This window comes from Lentzea roselyniae (assembly GCF_039537795.1).
Taxonomy (GTDB): Bacteria; Actinomycetota; Actinomycetes; order Mycobacteriales; family Pseudonocardiaceae; genus Lentzea; species Lentzea atacamensis.
Genome location: NZ_BAABBE010000003.1, coordinates 198,708 through 214,572 on the forward strand (window position 1 = coordinate 198,708; position 15,865 = coordinate 214,572).

The 15,865-nt window shown below is 69.5% G+C and carries 14 protein-coding genes and 1 pseudogene; 8 read left to right on the forward strand and 7 right to left on the reverse strand.

Going from position 1 to position 15,865, the window contains the following annotated elements; translation table 11 throughout:
• Positions 1–77 precede the first annotated feature (77 nt).
• Positions 78–1,367 carry an MFS transporter gene (locus ABFX45_RS06410; protein WP_346128307.1) on the forward strand — a complete coding sequence of 430 codons (1,290 nt, stop codon included), beginning with the start codon at positions 78–80 and terminating at the stop codon, positions 1,365–1,367.
• 472 nt (positions 1,368–1,839) lie between these two features.
• Here the strand turns inward: ABFX45_RS06410 and ABFX45_RS06415 are convergent, their stop codons facing one another.
• Positions 1,840–2,262, reverse strand: a complete 423-nt coding sequence (locus ABFX45_RS06415) for a hypothetical protein (RefSeq protein ID WP_346128309.1) — start codon at positions 2,260–2,262, stop codon at positions 1,840–1,842.
• A gap of 28 nt (positions 2,263–2,290) precedes the next feature.
• Positions 2,291–4,873 (reverse strand): FAD-binding and (Fe-S)-binding domain-containing protein, encoded by a 2,583-nt coding sequence (locus ABFX45_RS06420; protein WP_346128311.1) that lies wholly within the window; start codon positions 4,871–4,873, stop codon positions 2,291–2,293.
• 110 nt (positions 4,874–4,983) lie between these two features.
• Here ABFX45_RS06420 and fabG point away from each other — a divergent pair, with 110 nt between their 5' ends.
• From fabG to ABFX45_RS06445, 5 genes are all read left to right on the forward strand, one after another.
• A complete protein-coding gene (gene fabG / locus ABFX45_RS06425; protein ID WP_112229485.1) occupies positions 4,984–5,688 on the forward strand; it encodes a beta-ketoacyl-ACP reductase in 705 nt (234 codons plus the stop codon).
• A gap of 40 nt (positions 5,689–5,728) precedes the next feature.
• Complete coding sequence (gene fabI, locus ABFX45_RS06430) at positions 5,729–6,496, forward strand: enoyl-ACP reductase FabI (RefSeq protein WP_030471460.1); 768 nt, start codon at positions 5,729–5,731, stop codon at positions 6,494–6,496.
• A gap of 52 nt (positions 6,497–6,548) precedes the next feature.
• The gene (locus tag ABFX45_RS06435; protein ID WP_109640287.1) at positions 6,549–7,574 is read left to right on the forward strand and encodes a ferrochelatase; all 1,026 of its coding nucleotides are present in this window, start codon (positions 6,549–6,551) and stop codon (positions 7,572–7,574) included.
• 132 nt (positions 7,575–7,706) lie between these two features.
• Positions 7,707–8,429, forward strand: coding sequence for an ABC transporter ATP-binding protein (locus ABFX45_RS06440; protein WP_346128314.1), 723 nt, complete (start codon positions 7,707–7,709; stop codon positions 8,427–8,429).
• On the forward strand, positions 8,426–9,160 hold the full coding sequence (locus ABFX45_RS06445; RefSeq protein ID WP_109640285.1) for an ABC transporter permease: 735 nt from the start codon (positions 8,426–8,428) through the stop codon (positions 9,158–9,160). Before ABFX45_RS06440 ends, ABFX45_RS06445 begins: the two co-directional genes overlap by 4 nt.
• Here the strand turns inward: ABFX45_RS06445 and ABFX45_RS06450 are convergent, their stop codons facing one another.
• The 5 genes from ABFX45_RS06450 to ABFX45_RS06470 form a co-directional block, all read right to left on the reverse strand.
• Positions 9,161–9,565 (reverse strand): hypothetical protein, encoded by a 405-nt coding sequence (locus tag ABFX45_RS06450; RefSeq protein WP_346128317.1) that lies wholly within the window; start codon positions 9,563–9,565, stop codon positions 9,161–9,163.
• Complete coding sequence (locus ABFX45_RS06455; protein WP_346128319.1) at positions 9,562–10,887, reverse strand: extracellular solute-binding protein; 1,326 nt, start codon at positions 10,885–10,887, stop codon at positions 9,562–9,564. Before ABFX45_RS06455 ends, ABFX45_RS06450 begins: the two co-directional genes overlap by 4 nt.
• The gene (locus ABFX45_RS06460) at positions 10,884–12,686 is read right to left on the reverse strand and encodes a vWA domain-containing protein (RefSeq protein WP_109640282.1); all 1,803 of its coding nucleotides are present in this window, start codon (positions 12,684–12,686) and stop codon (positions 10,884–10,886) included. The genes ABFX45_RS06455 and ABFX45_RS06460 overlap by 4 nt, the downstream gene beginning before the upstream one ends.
• Positions 12,687–12,786: 100 nt before the next feature.
• On the reverse strand, positions 12,787–13,584 hold the full coding sequence (locus ABFX45_RS06465) for an FHA domain-containing protein (RefSeq protein WP_109640281.1): 798 nt from the start codon (positions 13,582–13,584) through the stop codon (positions 12,787–12,789).
• Positions 13,585–13,593: 9 nt separating this feature from the next.
• On the reverse strand, positions 13,594–14,139 hold the full coding sequence (locus ABFX45_RS06470) for a YcxB family protein (RefSeq protein ID WP_346128322.1): 546 nt from the start codon (positions 14,137–14,139) through the stop codon (positions 13,594–13,596).
• Positions 14,140–14,268: 129 nt separating this feature from the next.
• Here ABFX45_RS06470 and ABFX45_RS06475 point away from each other — a divergent pair, with 129 nt between their 5' ends.
• Together ABFX45_RS06475 and ABFX45_RS06485 are read left to right on the forward strand one after the other, a co-directional pair.
• Positions 14,269–14,493 carry a hypothetical protein gene (locus tag ABFX45_RS06475; RefSeq protein ID WP_346128324.1) on the forward strand — a complete coding sequence of 75 codons (225 nt, stop codon included), beginning with the start codon at positions 14,269–14,271 and terminating at the stop codon, positions 14,491–14,493.
• 321 nt (positions 14,494–14,814) lie between these two features.
• A pseudogene (locus tag ABFX45_RS06485) lies at positions 14,815–15,854 on the forward strand (N,N-dimethylformamidase beta subunit family domain-containing protein).
• The last annotated feature ends 11 nt before the right edge of the window (positions 15,855–15,865 follow it).

The following is a 15,865-nucleotide window of genomic DNA, read 5'->3' on the forward strand; positions in this document are numbered from 1 at the left end:
TCGACGCGCCTAAGTGAATGTAAAGAAGCTTCTGCCCAGGTTGTGAGGGGTGTGGCGGCGCCGAGATCGTGTCGGCCATGACAGTCGTTCAGGAGAAACGCGCCGAACGCCGAGTGGTGGCGAACGTGCTGCGCGGATCAGTCGGGAATTTGATCGAGTGGTACGACTGGTACGCGTACACCGCGTTCAGCATCTATTTCGCGGCGGCGTTCTTCCCCAAAGGCGACCAGACCGCGCAGCTGCTCAACACCGCCGCCGTGTTCGCCGTCGGGTTCCTCATGCGACCGCTGGGCGGGTGGCTGCTCGGCCGTTACGCGGACCGCCACGGCCGCAGGGCGGCTCTGACCCTCTCGGTCACCCTGATGGCGCTCGGCTCGCTGATCATCGCGCTGACCCCGTCGTACGCCACGATCGGTGTAGCCGCGCCCGTCCTGCTGGTGCTGGCGCGGTTGCTGCAGGGTCTGTCCGTCGGTGGCGAGTACGCGACGTCGGCGACCTATCTGTCCGAAGTGGCCTCACCGCGCCGCCGCGGGTTCTACTCGAGCTGCCAGTACGTGACGCTGACGGCCGGTCAGCTGGTGGCGCTGGGCGTGCAGATCGTGCTGCAGCAGTTCCTCTCCAAGCCCGAGATGACGGAGTGGGGCTGGCGGATCGCGTTCGTCATCGGCGCGACCGGCGCGATCGTCGTGATGTGGCTGCGGCGCGGGATGGACGAGTCGGAGAACTTCGAGCGGCAGAAGGACAACCCCCAAAAGGGCACCTTCCGGGCGTTGCTCAAGCACCCCAAGGAATGCCTGCTGGTCGTCGGCCTGACGCTGGGCGGCACGGTCGCGTTCTACACCTACACGACCTACCTGCAGAAGTTCATGGTGAACACCAGCAAGATCGACGCCGCGACGGTCAGCTGGATCAACTTCGCCGCGCTGCTGGTCTTCGTGGTGCTGCAGCCGATCGCGGGTGCGCTGTCCGACCGGATCGGGCGCCGTCCGCTGCTGCTCGGGTTCGGTGTGCTCGGCACGCTGGTGACGGTGCCGCTGTTGTCCACGCTCGCGAAGACGTCCGAGGCGTTCCCGGCGTTCCTGTTGATGCTGGGCGGCCTGGTGATCGTCACCGGCTACACGTCGATCAACGCGATCGTGAAGGCCGAGCTGTTCCCGACGAACATCCGCGCGCTGGGGGTCGGTCTGCCGTACGCGCTGACGGTGGCGATCTTCGGCGGGACCGCCGAGTACGTGGCGCTGTGGTTCAAGCAGGCCGGCATGGAGTCGGTGTTCTTCTACTACGTCGCCGGGTGCGTGCTGATCTCGTTGCTGGTCTACGGGTTCATGCGCGAGACCTCGAAGGACTCGGTACTGGACAAGGACTAGCCGCGTTCGAGCACACACCACGCGGAGGGCGGTCTTGCGGCGACCGCCCTCCGCCTCTCTCCACGAGCTCAGCACCGCTCCTCGGTGAAGGCGGCGCCTCCACCGGAGACCGAGCCGTACGCCATGGTGCAGAACCTGCAGCGTGTTCGCGCCCCGCGACCACACCTCCTGTCGGCCGCGTGCGCCGCTGTTCTCGTCGATCGCACCGTCACCCCTGGTGACGGCTACGGAGGCGACGAAGTTGCGGTGGCCGGACTTCAACGAATCCCAGACGTAGATGTAGCCCCAGTTCTTGTTGCAGCTCTTGAACTGCTTGACCGAGGCGACGGTCTCGCCGCCCGACTTGATGTGCTTCGTGGCGCCGATCTGCGTGACGCTCGAGCACCGGGGGTTCGTCTCGGCCTGTGCCGCACCGGTGAAGGTCATCCCGATCGCGGCGGCCCCGAGGACGACCGCACTCAGCTTCCGCATGTCAGCACCGCTCCTCGGTCATGCCGGTGTACGAGTGGGACGCGGAGATCACCGAGCCGTAGCCCCTGGTGCACACCGACAGCGTGTTCGAGCTGTTCGACCACGCCTCCTGGCCGCCTTCGCCGGGACCGCTGTAGCCGAGCGGGCCCTCGCTGGTGCGGGTGTAGATGCCCGCGGCGGCGCGGAACTTGCTGCCGTGCTCGGCCTTCCAGGAGTCCCAGACGTAGACGTAGCCGTAGTTCTTGTTGCAGCCCTTGAACTGCTTGACCGAGGCGACGGTCTCGCCGCCCGACTTGATGTGCTTCGTGGAACCGATCTGCGTGACGCTGCCGCAGTGCGGGTTCGACTCGGCCTGCGCCGCGCCCGTGAAGGTCACGGCGATCGCCGCGGCCGTTAGGACGGCGGCACCAATCCTCTTGTGCATGCCCGGGACGATGGGCGACGCCGGTTGGTCAGTGGTTGATCACACCGAGTCGGGTCGCGAGCACGGTGGCCAGGTGCAGCGGTTCGCGGTCGGTGGTGTGGCGGATCTGCGTGCGGCAGCTGAAGCCGTCCGCGATGACCACCGCGTCCTCGTCGTCCCGGAGGGCGGGCAGCAGGTCCTGCTCGGCGCACGCGATCGAGACCTCGTAGTGTCCCTGCTCGAACCCGAAGTTGCCCGCGAGGCCGCAGCAGCCCTCGACGATCCTCGGCGCGATCCCGGCCTTGGTCATCGCCTCGCGGTCCGGGTCGAAGCCGAGTTCCGCGTACTGGTGGCAGTGGGTCTGCACGACGGCCTCCCGTGCGCCTTCCAGCACGGGCAGCTTCGGTGCGACGTGCGATGCGAACGTCCGGGTGGCGTCGGCAAGCGCTCGCACGGCACGGTCGTCGGAGAGTTTCGGGGCCTCCGTCTTGAGGAACGCCGTGCAGCTCGGCTCCAGGCCGATCACCGGGATGCCCCGGCTCGTCCACGGCAGCAGGGCCCGCGCGGTGCGTTCGACCACGCGGCGGGCCTTGGCGAGCTGGCCGGTCGAGTGCCACGTCAGTCCACAACAGACGTTGGCGGACGGGATCTCGACGCGGTTTCCGAGGTGCGCCAGGACGTTGGCGGCGTCGATGCCGATGCCCGGCTCGAAGAAGTTCGTGAACGTGTCCGGGAACAGCAGCACCGGATCGCCCTTGCCGAGCGGGTGCAGCTGGCGGACCAGGGGAGTGGTCGGCGTGGGCAGCTCGCGTTCGGGCGTGATCCCGGCGAACCGGCCGAACCGAGCGGTGAACCGGTTGACCAGCCCGTACTTCAGCCAGGTCGGCAGCCAGCCCATCGCGTAGTGCGACCGCGGCCGCACGCGCCCCTTGTAGTGCTCGTGCAGGAACTCCGCCTTGTAGCTCGCCATGTCGACGTCGACGGGGCAGTCGCGCTTGCAGCCCTTGCAGCCCAGGCAGAGGTCCAGTGCCTCGGCGACCTCCGGAGACCGCCAGCCGTCCTTGATCACGTCACCCGCGAGCATCTCGAACAGCAGGTGCGCCCGGCCGCGCGTGGAGTGCTTCTCCTCTCGCGTGACCCGGTAGCTCGGGCACATCACGCCGCCCTTGGTGTTCAGGCACTTGCCGACACCGACGCACCGCCGTGTGTCGCTCGCGAATTCCGCACGTGTCGGAATCCGGGGTGGTGCAACGAGAATCCGCAGGTCCTCGTCGAGCTTTCGCGGCTGCACGATCCGGCCGGGGTTCAGCAGGTTGCCCGGATCGAACGCGTTCTTGAAGTCCTGGAACGCGCTGATCGCCTCGGGCGGGTACATGCGGCTGAGCAGTTCGGACCGCGCCTGGCCGTCGCCGTGCTCGCCGGAGAGGCTGCCGCCGTGGCTCACCACCAGGTCGGCGGCGTCCTCCAGGAACTCGCGGTAGCCGTTCGCCAGGTCGAAGTCGATGCGGACGTGCAGGCAGCCCTCGCCGTAGTGGCCGTAGGTGATGCCGCGCCGGCCGTGCTTCGCGAGCAGCTGGTCGAACTCGCGCAGGTAGGCGCCGAGACGGTCCGGCGGGACGGCCGCGTCCTCCCAGCCCGACCACGCCTCGCCGCCGTCGGGCATGCGGGTGGCGAGTCCGGCACCGTCCTCGCGGATCCGCCAGAGCGCCCGCTGGTGCGCGGGATCGTGGATGATCATCGAGTTCCTGGTGAGCCTGGCGACGCGCTCGGGGTGGTCCTCGACCTCCACGAACAGCCAGCTGCGGCCTTCCGGCAGGTCAGGGCGCACCCGCACGTTGCGCACAAGCGCCTCGTCGATGCCCTCGACCGCCAGCGCGTCTTCGATCTGGGTGACCTGGTCGGCGGCGTCGTAGGTGTCCGCGAAGCCGAGCACGACCAGCACGCGCCGCTCGGGACGGCGAACCAGCTTCAGCTCGGCGCCCAGCACCACGACACAGGTGCCCTCGGTGCCGACGAGCTGCTGGGTCAGCGTCGGCGCGTCCAGGGCGTACCCGCTGACCCGGCGGCTGAGCCGGGGAAACCACGCCGGGTCGAACGACGGCAGGTCGAACGCGGGCGGGCTCGTCGTGTCGAACGTGCGCCCGTCGGCGGTCAGCACGTGCAGGTTCGTGACGTTCTCGCTGGTCTTGCCCCACTTCACCGAGTGCGCGCCGCACGCGTTGTTGCCGATCATCCCGCCGATCGTGCAGCGCGAGTGCGTGGACGGATCCGGGCCGAAGACGTGGTCGCCCGCCAGGGAGTTCACGCGGTCGAGCACCGCGCCGGGTTGCACGCGGGCCCTGTCGCCGTCGATGTCGATCGCGTTCAGGTACCGACTGAAGTCGATCACCAGACCGGTGCCGCACGCGTTGCCCGCGATGGACGTCCCCGCGCCGCGGCTGGTGATGGGCACGCGGTGCTCCGCGGCCAGCCCGACGGCCGTGACCACGGCGTCGGTCGTGCGTGGACGGACGACGACACGCGGCACGTGGCGGTAGTTCGACGCGTCCGCCGAGTACAGGGCCCGGCTCGCCGGGTCGTCGAGGACGTCGCCGTCCACGTGACGGCGAAGTTGATCGAGAAACGCCCGCATCACCCGATCATGCCTGGCCGGATGTGAGATGGCTTGCGCCGATACCGGCCTACCTGCCGGTAGCCGATAGCCTCACCCAGATCAACCAGCAGCGATTCTCGGGAGAGCTAGTGAGTCGGTCCGTTCTGGTCACCGGAGGCAACCGCGGCATCGGCCTCGCGATCGCGCAGGCGTTCGCGGCGCAGGGCGACAAGGTCGCGGTGACCCACCGCGGTTCCGGCGCTCCGGAAGGCCTGCTCGGCGTGAAGTGCGACGTGACGAACTCGGAGGAGATCGACGCGGCGTTCACCGAGGTCGAGGCCGCGCACGGACCGGTCGAGGTGCTGGTCTGCAACGCGGGCATCACCCAGGACACGCTGCTGCTGCGCATGAGCGAGGAGCAGTTCACCCAGGTCGTCGACGCGAACCTGACCGGCGCGTTCCGCTTCGCCCAGCGCGCCTCCCGCGGCATGCTGCGCAAGAAGTTCGGCCGCATCATCTTCATCTCGTCCGTCGTGGGTCTCACCGGTGGCGCCGGCCAGGTCAACTACGCCGCGTCCAAGGCGGGCATGGTCGGCATGGCGCGGTCGATCGCGCTGGAGCTCGGCTCGCGCAACATCACCGCGAACGTCGTCACGCCCGGCTTCATCACCACCGACATGACGGCCGAGCTGCCGGAGGCCGTCCGCGAGGCCGCGCTGAAGCAGATCCCGGCCGGTCGTTACGGTGCGGCGGACGAGATCGCGCGCGCCGTCACGTTCCTCGCGGCGAACGAGGCGGGCTACATCAACGGTGCCGTGCTGCCGGTCGACGGCGGCCTCGGCATGGGCCACTGAAAGTTTTCCGAGTTTTCGTACTGCGAAAGGGTTTAGTCAAGTGACCGGACTGCTCGAAGGCAAGCGACTGCTGATCACCGGTGTGATCACCGACGCGTCGATCGCCTTCCACGTCGCACGCGTCGCCCAGGAGCAGGGCGCCGAGGTCGTGCTGACCGGGTTCGGCCGGATGAGCCTCGTGCAGCGGATCGCCCAGCGCCTGCCCAAGCCCGCACCCGTGGTCGAGCTCGACGTGCAGAACCAGGAGCACCTGGACACGCTGGCCGACCGCGTGCGTGAGCACGTCGACGGCCTCGACGGTGTCGTGCACGCCATCGGCTTCGCCCCGCAGAGCTGCCTCGGCGCGCCGTTCATGGACGCGCCGTGGGAGGACGTCTCCGTCGCGATGCACGTCTCGGCATACTCGTACAAGGCGCTCGTGCAGGCCGTCCGCCCGTTGCTGTCGCACGGTTCCTCGGTCGTGGGCCTCGACTTCGACGCCCGTCAGGCCTGGCCCGCCTACAACTGGATGGGCGCGGCGAAGGCGGCGTTCGAGTCGATCAACCGCTACATGGCGCGCGACCTCGGTCCCGACGGCATCCGCGTGAACCTCATCTCGGCGGGCCCGGTGCGCACCATGGCCGCGAAGTCCATCCCCGGCTTCTCCGAGCTCGAGAAGATGTGGGGCGAGAAGGCTCCGCTGAGCTGGGACGTCGACGACCCCACGCCGGTCGCGAAGTCGGTCTGCGGCCTGCTGTCCGACTGGTTCCCCGCCACCACGGGTTCGATGGTCTTCGTCGACGGCGGTGTGCACTTCCTCGGTCTCTGACACCTCACCGGCTCGTCGTGTGAGCCGATCTGGCGTCTGATTGGATGGGGCGGTGAGTTTCGATGCGCTGCTCTGGTTGTCGTTCGGTGGCCCAGAGGGTCCTGAGGACGTCCGCCCCTTCCTGGAGAACGTGGTCCGCGGACGTGGCGTGCCGCCGGAGCGGCTGGACGAGGTCGAGGCCCACTACCAGCACTTCGGCGGCGTGTCGCCGATCAACCGCCTGAACCTCGACGCCATCGAGGCGGTCAAGGCCCGCGGCTTCGAGCTGCCGATCTACTTCGGCAACCGCAACTGGCACCCGATGGTCGAGGACACCGTCGCGCAGATGAAGGCCGACGGCGTCCAGCGGGCGCTGGTGTTCCCGACGAGCGCCTACGGCGGCTATTCCGCGTGCCGGCAGTACGACGAGGACATCGTGCGGGCGCTGCAGGCCGTTCCCGGCGGTCCCGAGCTGGTGAAGCTGCGCCAGTTCTTCGACCACCCGCTGTTCATCGGCGCCTTCGCCGACGCCGTCCGTGCCGCCGCCTCGTCGTTGACGGGGTCGTACCGGGTGGTCTTCACCGCGCACTCGGTGCCGGTGTCCGCCGACAAGGCCGCCGGACCGCCCGCCGAGGGCGGCTACCGGTACTCGCGCCAGGTCGTCGAGGCCTCCCGCCTGGTCGCCGCCGAGCTGGGCGTCACCGAGTACGACGTGGTGTGGCAGTCGCGGTCCGGCCCGCCGCAGATCCCGTGGCTCGAACCGGACGTCGTCGACCACATCGAAGCCCTGCACGCCAAGGGCGTCACCGGGGTCGTCGTGTGCCCGATCGGGTTCGTGTCCGACCACCTCGAGGTGGTGTGGGACCTCGACACCGAGGCCCGCGACCGGGCCGCCGAGCTCGGCATGGAGTTCGCCCGCGCCGCCACCCCGAACTCGGACCCGCGCTTCGCCGAGCTGGTCGTGGAGCTGGTCGCCGAGCACACGTCCGGTGTGCCCGCGCGGAAGCTCTCGGAGTTCGTCGCCGCGGGCTGCACGGTCAACGGCGAGCCGTGCGCGCCGTTGTGTTGCGAACCGGTCAAGAGGCCCGTCCGGAGCTAGTGGTGCGTTCCGGACCGTTGGCGAGGTGATTCACGCTCAGCAGGGTGCCTCGCGGCACGATGCACCCGTCTGACCGCGAATTCCCCGGCAACACCACTAGACCACCGTTTTCAACGGGTGAAGAATTGGTCGATGACCAGTTCCGCGGCCGTTGAGGTCACCGGGCTCCGGGTCCGCCGGGGCAAGCGTCTGGTCCTGCGGGACGTGAGCTGCACGATCCCGCAGGGCGGTGTCACCGGGCTGCTCGGCCCGTCTGGCTGCGGCAAGACGACCCTGATGCGTTCGATCGTCGGCGTGCAGATCGTCGAGTCCGGCTCGGTGACGGTGCTCGGCTCGCCCGCCGGCAACCCCGGCCTGCGCAACAGGATCGGGTACGCGACGCAGAACCCCGCGGTCTACGCCGACCTCACCGTGGCGGAGAACCTGCGCTACTTCTGCTCGGTGCTGCGCGCTCCCCGTTCCGACGTGGCGCGTGTGATCGACGAGGTCGGGCTGGCGGCGAACGCCTCTCAGCTCGTGTCGTCGTTGTCCGGCGGCGAGTTGTCCCGGACGAGCCTCGCGGTGGCACTGCTTGGCACGCCTGAGCTGGTGGTGCTCGACGAGCCGACGGTCGGCCTCGATCCGTTGCTGCGTGACGAGTTGTGGACGTTGTTCCGCACGTTGGCCTCGCGCGGTGTCACGTTGCTGGTGTCCAGTCATGTCATGGACGAAGCCGCTCGCTGCTCGCGGTTGCTGCTGATGCGCGATGGTGCCCTGCTCGCCGACGACACGCCGGGCTCGTTGCTGTCCACGACTGGCACGGACGACCTGGAGCAGGCCTTCCTCTCGCTGGTCCGGGCGAGGGAGGCGGCGTGAACACCTCGATCCTGCTCGCCACGACCGCGCGGATCCTCAACCAGTTCCGCCACGACCGCCGCACCGTCGCCCTGATGGTGCTCATGCCGTCGCTGCTGCTGGTCCTGCTGCGCTTCGTCTTCAACTCCGAGGCCGCCTTCAGCCGCGCCGCTCCCGCGTTGCTGGCCGTTTTCCCGTTCGCGATCATGTTCATCGTCACGTCGATCACCACGTTGCGGGAACGCACGACGGCGACGCTGGAACGCCTGATGACGATGCCGATCGCCAAGCTGGACCTGCTCTTCGGTTACGCGCTCGCGTTCGGCGTGGTGGCGCTGGTCCAGGTCCTCGTCGCGGTCGGGGTGTCGCTGTCCTGGCTCGGGCTGTCGATCGGCGGCTCGGTGTGGCTGCTCGTGGTCATCGCGGGGCTGGACGCGTTGCTGGGCACGGCTCTCGGCCTGTTCGCGAGCGCCTTCGCCCGCACCGAGTTCCAGGCCGTGCAGTTCATGCCGCTGTTCGTGATGCCGCAGGTGTTGTTGTGCGGACTGTTCTCGCCGCGCTCCGAGATGACCCCGGTGCTGGAGTGGCTGTCGAACGTCATGCCGTTGTCGTACGCGGTCGACGCGCTGACCGCGGTGACGGCGTCCTCCGACATCACGGGCGAACTGGTGAAGGACCTGTCGATCGTGGCGGCGTGCGGGCTGCTGGCGCTGGTCCTCGGTGCGGTGACGTTGCGCAGGCGGACGCCGTGATCATGACGCGCCGGTCGGTTTGTGCACCAGACGGGCTCTGGCGACCGCGCTGAGCGTCGCGACGCAGGTCGTCACCGCGGTCGAGGAAGTCACCTTCGCCCGGCACTCCGCCTGCATGGTCGCGAAGTCGTCCTCGAGGTACATCACCTCGAGGCGGGTCTTCCTGACCAGCCGGGCCCGCTGTGCCTCGACCTCGCCGAAGTACCGGGCGTCCACGAACACGCCGAGGTAGCTCTCCTGCGCGTCGTTGTCTTCAACGGAATTGCGCGTCAGTACGAACGGACAACGGCTGCGAGTACGAGTCCTGCCGTGATCGCCAGGTGCGTGGTGCCACGAACGCAGCCTTTCAGCGGCGGTGGCGGCCACGTGGATGTTCGGGCGCAGATGACCCGACCGTGTGGTCATCGCCCTTGCAGGGCTCCGATGAGCGACTGTTCGGCGCCCGCCGGGAGCTCGCCGTCGTGGTCGATGGCGAACCGGACGATGGCGCGGAACTCGTCGCTGAAGCGCGAGTAGTACGGAGTGACCGGACGTAATCGGGCGTTCTCGATGGCCCTGAGCAGCGTGCGGGCGTACGGGTGCTCGGTGGCGACGCGGCTGTCCTGGTAGACGATGCCGCGGGTGGCGGCGAGGCCGCCCCGTTCGAAGAGCAGCTGCTGGCTGCGCGGGCTCGTGAGGAACTCGATCAGCGCCTTGGCGGCGCGGGGTTTCGCGGACTTGGCGGAGATCGCCAGGTTCTGTCCACCCAGGACGCTCGGGCCGGGCAGCGGGGCCACCTCGAAGTCGAGCCGGGGCCGGCCGGCGGACTCCTGCTGGTTGCCCTGCAGCACGCGGTGGTTGACCGGCCAGTTGCGCATGAAGACGACCTTGCCGTCGCGGAACGCCTGTGTGCTCAGCAGTTCCGTGTGCGACCGCGACTCCGGCAGCACCACGGGCTTGTCGCCCTTGAGCCCGTCGGCGAGCCAGCGCAGGGCGCGCCGCGTGCGGTCGGAGTCGATGACGACCTTGCCGGTCTCGTCGACCACCTCGCCCTTCTCCACCCAGATCAGCTCCAGGGCGTTCACCGTCAGGCCCTCGTAGTCCGCGAACTGGCCCGCGTAGCCGGCCGCGAGCCGCGCGTCCTGTTGCGCGCGCAGGGTTTTCGTCGAAACGGTTGTGATCTCCTCCAGCTCGAGCGGCTCCTCCCGCACGAACTCCTTGCGGTAGAACAGCAAACCCGCGTCCGTGTTGAACGGCAACGCCCACAGCACGCCCTGGTAGCGGCAGCTCTCCAGCGGCCGGCGGAGGAACCCGCTGGTGTCCACACCCTCCAGCGGTCTGAGGTGGCCGGACTGGGCGAACTCGGCCGTCCACGTCACGTCGAGGTTGAACACGTCGACGTTCGGAACCCGTTCCTCGGCCCGCGCGATCATCTCGCTGCGCTGCCCGTCCGCCTCGAGCGGCAGCTCCACGATCTCGGCCGGGTGTTCGGGGTGCTCGGCGTTCCACTGGTTGATCAGCGCCCGCCGCTGGCCGTCGTCGCTCTGGTCGCGGCCGCTGAGGACGACCAGCTTGCCCTTCTCCCACTCGGTGGACTCGCGGAACAGCGGCTGCACACCGTTGGTGAACAGGATCGTCAGCACGACCCCGACCGCCAGGCCCATCGCGAGCCACGAGCGGTTCGCCCAGACGACGCCCGGCGGGCCCAGCCTGGGGCGCGCGGCCCAGATCCGCTTCAGCCACCTCATCCGGCGCCTCCCCAGAGTTTGCGGAACAGGCCAGCCAGGTCGTCGCCCAGCGTGTCGACCGTCGAGTCGCGGCACTCGCCACCGGACGCGTCGGTGATGGTCGTCAGGGCGTGGGCCGCGCAGCTGGCGTCGCCCACCGCGATCACGAAAACGCGAACTCCCTTGCGCCGCACGGCTTCCACCACGTCCTGGCGCGTGTGGGCGCTGGTCGTGTCCTCGCCGTCGGTCAGGGCGATCACGGCGCTGATGTGGCCGGCGTCGTTCGCGCCCACCCGGTCGACGCTGTCGAGGATCGCCTGGTGCAACGGAGTGCCGCCGCTGGGCCGGACCGCGCTGAGGGTGGCCGCGGCGGCGTCGCGGTCGCGGCGGCCCAGCGGGATCACCGGCCTGACCTCGTTGTCGCTGAAGACGGACAGGCCGTAGGTGTCGCGGACGCCCATCTGGGTCAGGGCTTTGCGCACGCCGGCCACCGCCACGTCGAAGCGGGTGTCGCCGGTGGCGGTCTGTTCGGTCATCGAGCCGGACGCGTCGAGGGTCAGCCAGATGCGGCCGTCCCTTTTGGCCTGGTCGTACCTGCGCTGGAACTCGGGCCACGCGGACTCGGGCGGCGCGGCCTCGTCGCGGTCCAGGGCCAGGCCGGCCTGCACGCCGTGCTCCTCGCGGAACTCGGCGCCCGCGGTCTGCCGTGAGGGGCGCAGGCCGGCGGTGTTCAGCGCGGTCATGCCCTCCGCGGTGGTCAGCCAGGCCCGGAACTGTCTCGCCGGTGCGCGGGCCGCGTGGTTGGAGGTGTCCGGGGCGTCCCACTCGACGAGGTTCACCGGGTAGTCGGCGCGGTAGGTGTCGGACGGGTACAGCGCGACCAGGCAGGGCTCGGCGGGGCAGCTGGTCTTGTTGTGGCGCAGCAACACCTGCTCGGTCGTGATCTGCGCGGAGGCGGGGGAGAGCCGCGTGGCCTCGTCGACGCGGCGTTCCACGACGGCCGGCTCCAGCGTCTCGTACAGGGCGTGCGTGGCCAGCCTGGCGTCGGCCGACGTCAGCGGGTTCTGGCGGCCGATCGGGAGCCCCGTGCCGGCGACCTTGGTCAGCAGCTCGCCCCACTTCTCCGGCGTGCTGGAGACGACGTCGCGGCCCACGGCGGCGGGCACCGCGAGGACGACTGGGGAGAAGGCGACGGACTCACCCTGCTCGATCCGCACCGCGGAGCCGACGCGGCCGGTGCGGCGCACCACCTCCGCGGTCTCGGTGGTGGAGTCCGGCAGCCACACGTCCGGGTGCGGGCCGACCTCGCGCAGCGCCTGGGAGGACCACGACGAGCGCAACGCCAGCGCACCGAGGTTGCCCGGCGCGGAGTACACGTACAGACGCGCGGTGCGGCAGCCGTGGTTGCGCTCCGCCGTGTGCTGCTCGAACCGGCGCGCCACGTCCCCGATCGCGGGCAGGACGTCCGCCGACGTCAGCACCCGCACCTCGGTCGGTTGCGGGCACCCGAGCAGCAGCACCCGGCCGTACGCGATCACCGGCGGGGCGGCGAGTGCGATCACCGCGGCCGCGACGACCAGCACCGCGGTGAACACGACCCAGCGCAACCGGATGCGTTTCACCAACCGGTTCAGCTGCTCGATCGCGGAGGCCGACAGCACCAGCAGGAACGCGCCGATGCCGTAGAGCACCCAGGACTGCCACGTCGCGAGCGACCCCGTCGCCGCCTCGGACAACAGGTGCCCGGCGACGGCGGCCAGCATGACCGCACCCGCGTAGCGCGGCGCTGTGCTCGACCGGCGCTGGTCGACGTCCTCCATCCGGCGTCCTCCCCTGAGCGCACTTTAGGAGGGGGCACCGACAGTTCTGGGGGAGTTGCGGCTTCTCGCGAGGTCAGCGGTGGAGAACCACTCGTTTGGGTCAGTGCCGCCCGGCGCCGGTGTCCGCCAGCACGCGCACGGCCTCGTCGACCGCCGCGCACCGTGCGCGTCGCACGGCCTCCGACACGGGACGCAGCGCATCGGTCCGCGCCGACATCGCCGACGCCGACATCGCGCCACCGGGCGAGTCCGACCTGGCGACGGACAGGATCGCGTCCACCTCGGCGGCCCGCTGCAGCACCCGCAGCGCGCGCGGCGGCATCGCGTCAGGCCACGGCAGCGAGGAGTGCGCGGCCGCGAGCTCGGCGATCTCCTTGCGCACGTTCGGGCGGTGCTTGGCCACGTCGAGGGACGCCAGCGCGGCCGTCGCCTCGCGCAGGGCGGCGCCCAGTCCCTGCTCGGCCTCGCCGATCGGGATGTGCTCCAGGCCGTTGGACGACGGCAGGTCGAACACCGTCCACCGCATCACGCCGTCGGCCACGATCTTCGGCACCAGGCCGACGTGCACGGACGGGATCACGAGCGCCTCACCGGAGCGCAGCGCGCACGTCGAGAGCGGGCCCTTGCCGCCCAGTCCACGCACGTCACCCGGTACGGGCAGCACGAGCCGCGCCGAGGTCGCGCCCGCGCGCCGCAAGGACGCGAGCAGCAGGGCGGGGCCCACCGGGGCCTCGTCGGGACCGGGCAGGTCGAGCGCCGTGGCGGTGCCGTCGTCGTCGGCCACCACCTCGTGCTGCTCGGCCCACGTGTGCAGGGCGTCGAGGACGTCGTCGGAGGCGGCCAGACCGTGCAGCCATCCCGACGTCCACACGACCAGCGTGGCACTCGCACAGGACACCCGACGAGATTACGTTGCCGCGCCCCGGCTGCCCCACCCGGTGTGCCCGATCCGAGACACCTGCTTCGCGGGGCCGATGTGCTGTTCCAGCAGCGTCCGGAACGACGAGAGGTCCTCATCGGACGCGAAGGCCCGGTGCGGCACCGACAGCGACGCCGCGCCGTCGTCGAGCGCCTCCAGCACGAAACCCTGCCGCGTCTCGGTCCAGCCGGGCAGCTCCTCCCAGACGATCTCCTCGCGCACCGCGTTGCCCACGGCCATCCGGAACGACTGGTCGTCCGCGCTGCCCACCACGGTCCGGCTGATCATCTCGTCGGACGAGAAGCGCCACCACACCGCGACCGGCTCCATGAAGCCGATGACCAACGCGCACACCAGGCCGAACAGCGCGACGGGGAACATGGCGTCGTCGAAGCCGAACAGCAGCACGAGCGAGAACCCGCCGAGCACCACCGCGAACCAGGGCGCCCACTTGAACATCGGCACCATCGCACGCAGGCTGGCACGCCAGTCCGCGGGCGAGGGGGCCCACTTGAAATCGACACTGTTGCTCATCGCCACGCATTCTCCTGCAGGATGCGGTCATGGGTCTGGGGGATTCAGAAAACAGGAGATTCGCGCGCAGAACCGTCTTCAGGGGGACGGCCGCGGCGCTCGCCGGACCAGGGGACAGCGCACGCGGCGGTGGACGACCCGGAACAGCGGCTGCTGCAGATGGTGCCCGGCGGCAACGGCGTGATCTGCACGCTGTACGCCGACGGCCGGTTGAAGTGGTTCAAGCACCTCGGCCGCGACACCGGCACGTACAACTGGGCGGACGGCAACGGCCGCGAGATCGGCTCCGGCTGGCAGATCCACCCCCACGGTGCTCGCGTCGCAGGACGGCCAGATCTTCGGCTTCTGCGGTGACGGCACGATCTGGTGGCACAAGTGGGTGCTCACACCGCGGTTTCGGTTAGTACTCGTACGTGTTCGGTGGCTGGGACGGCATTTTCTACGGTGTGGGTCAACAAGGACCACAACCAGCCCGACCACGAGCTGCGCTGGTACAAGCTCAGGAACCACACCACGGTCGACCGCGACGGCGTCGTGTGGATCAACGGCAACGGCGCGCTCGTCGGCACCGGCTTCACCGTGACCAGGGCCGCGAACCTGCAGGGCTACACGAGCTGGTCGGTCCCGGAAGGCGGACAGCTCCCGGTCGTGATCGAGCAGGGTGGCGCGCATGAGGTGTGGGCGCCGCGCACGTTCACCGGCCGCAGGCAGCTGCTGCAGCAGGGCTACCGGGCCAACGGCTGCAACTGGCAGACGGACTCCACCGTACCCGGGGGTTCCTGGGAGTCCGGGTTCCACGTCGTGAAGCTCGAAGGCGCGTACGGAATGCGGCAGTACATCCCGTTCGTGGTGAAGCCGCAGCAGCCTCGGCACAAGGTCGCGCTGCTGCTGCCGTACCTGACGCACAACGCCTACAACCACTGGGGCGGGCACTTCCAGTACACGTGGACGATCGCGCCGCGCGCCGCCGCATCACCACTCAGCGGCCGTTCGCCAACGCCTACATCGAGGCGCCCGGGTTCATCGACGTCCGGTTCTACGGCGACTTGCTGCTGCTGAAGTGGTTCTCCGACAACAACGTCGCCTACGACTGCTACCAGGACACGGACCTGCACAACCCGGCCTGGCTGTCGCAGTACAAGGTGCTGGTTCTCGCCACGCACCCCGAGTACTGGACGCCGCAGATGCGGGACGCCGTGGAGAACTACCTCGCGGGTGGCGATCGCGTGACCTACACCGGTGGCAACGGCATGTACGAGCGCGTCGACCACCTCGCCCAGGCGGGACCGCACGTGCTGCAACGTGGACGGCAACCGGTGGCTGTGGCGCGATCAGGGCCGGCCGGAGTCGTTGGTGCTCGGCGTGGCGTACGACAGCTACTCCTACATGGACATGCATCCGTACGTGGTGGACGCCGAGCACCCGTCCTGGAGGGCACCGGGCTCGCGGTCGGCGACGAGTTCGGCAAGACCGGGTACAACTTCGCGGCCAGCGGCTGGGAGGTCGACACGCGCGCCGGTGCGGGCGCCGAGGCACCGGGCGTCGTCCAGTTCGCTCACGGCGTACAGCACCGCGGCGCCGAGATGTGCGTGCTGCCGAAGCCGAACGGCGGATGGGTGTTCAGCGCGGGTTCCCTGTGTTTCAACGGTGCGCTGGCCCATGACCCGCGGATGTCGCGGATTCTCCTGAACGCGATGAACGCAGCTGTTTCGTAGACGCTGGAGTC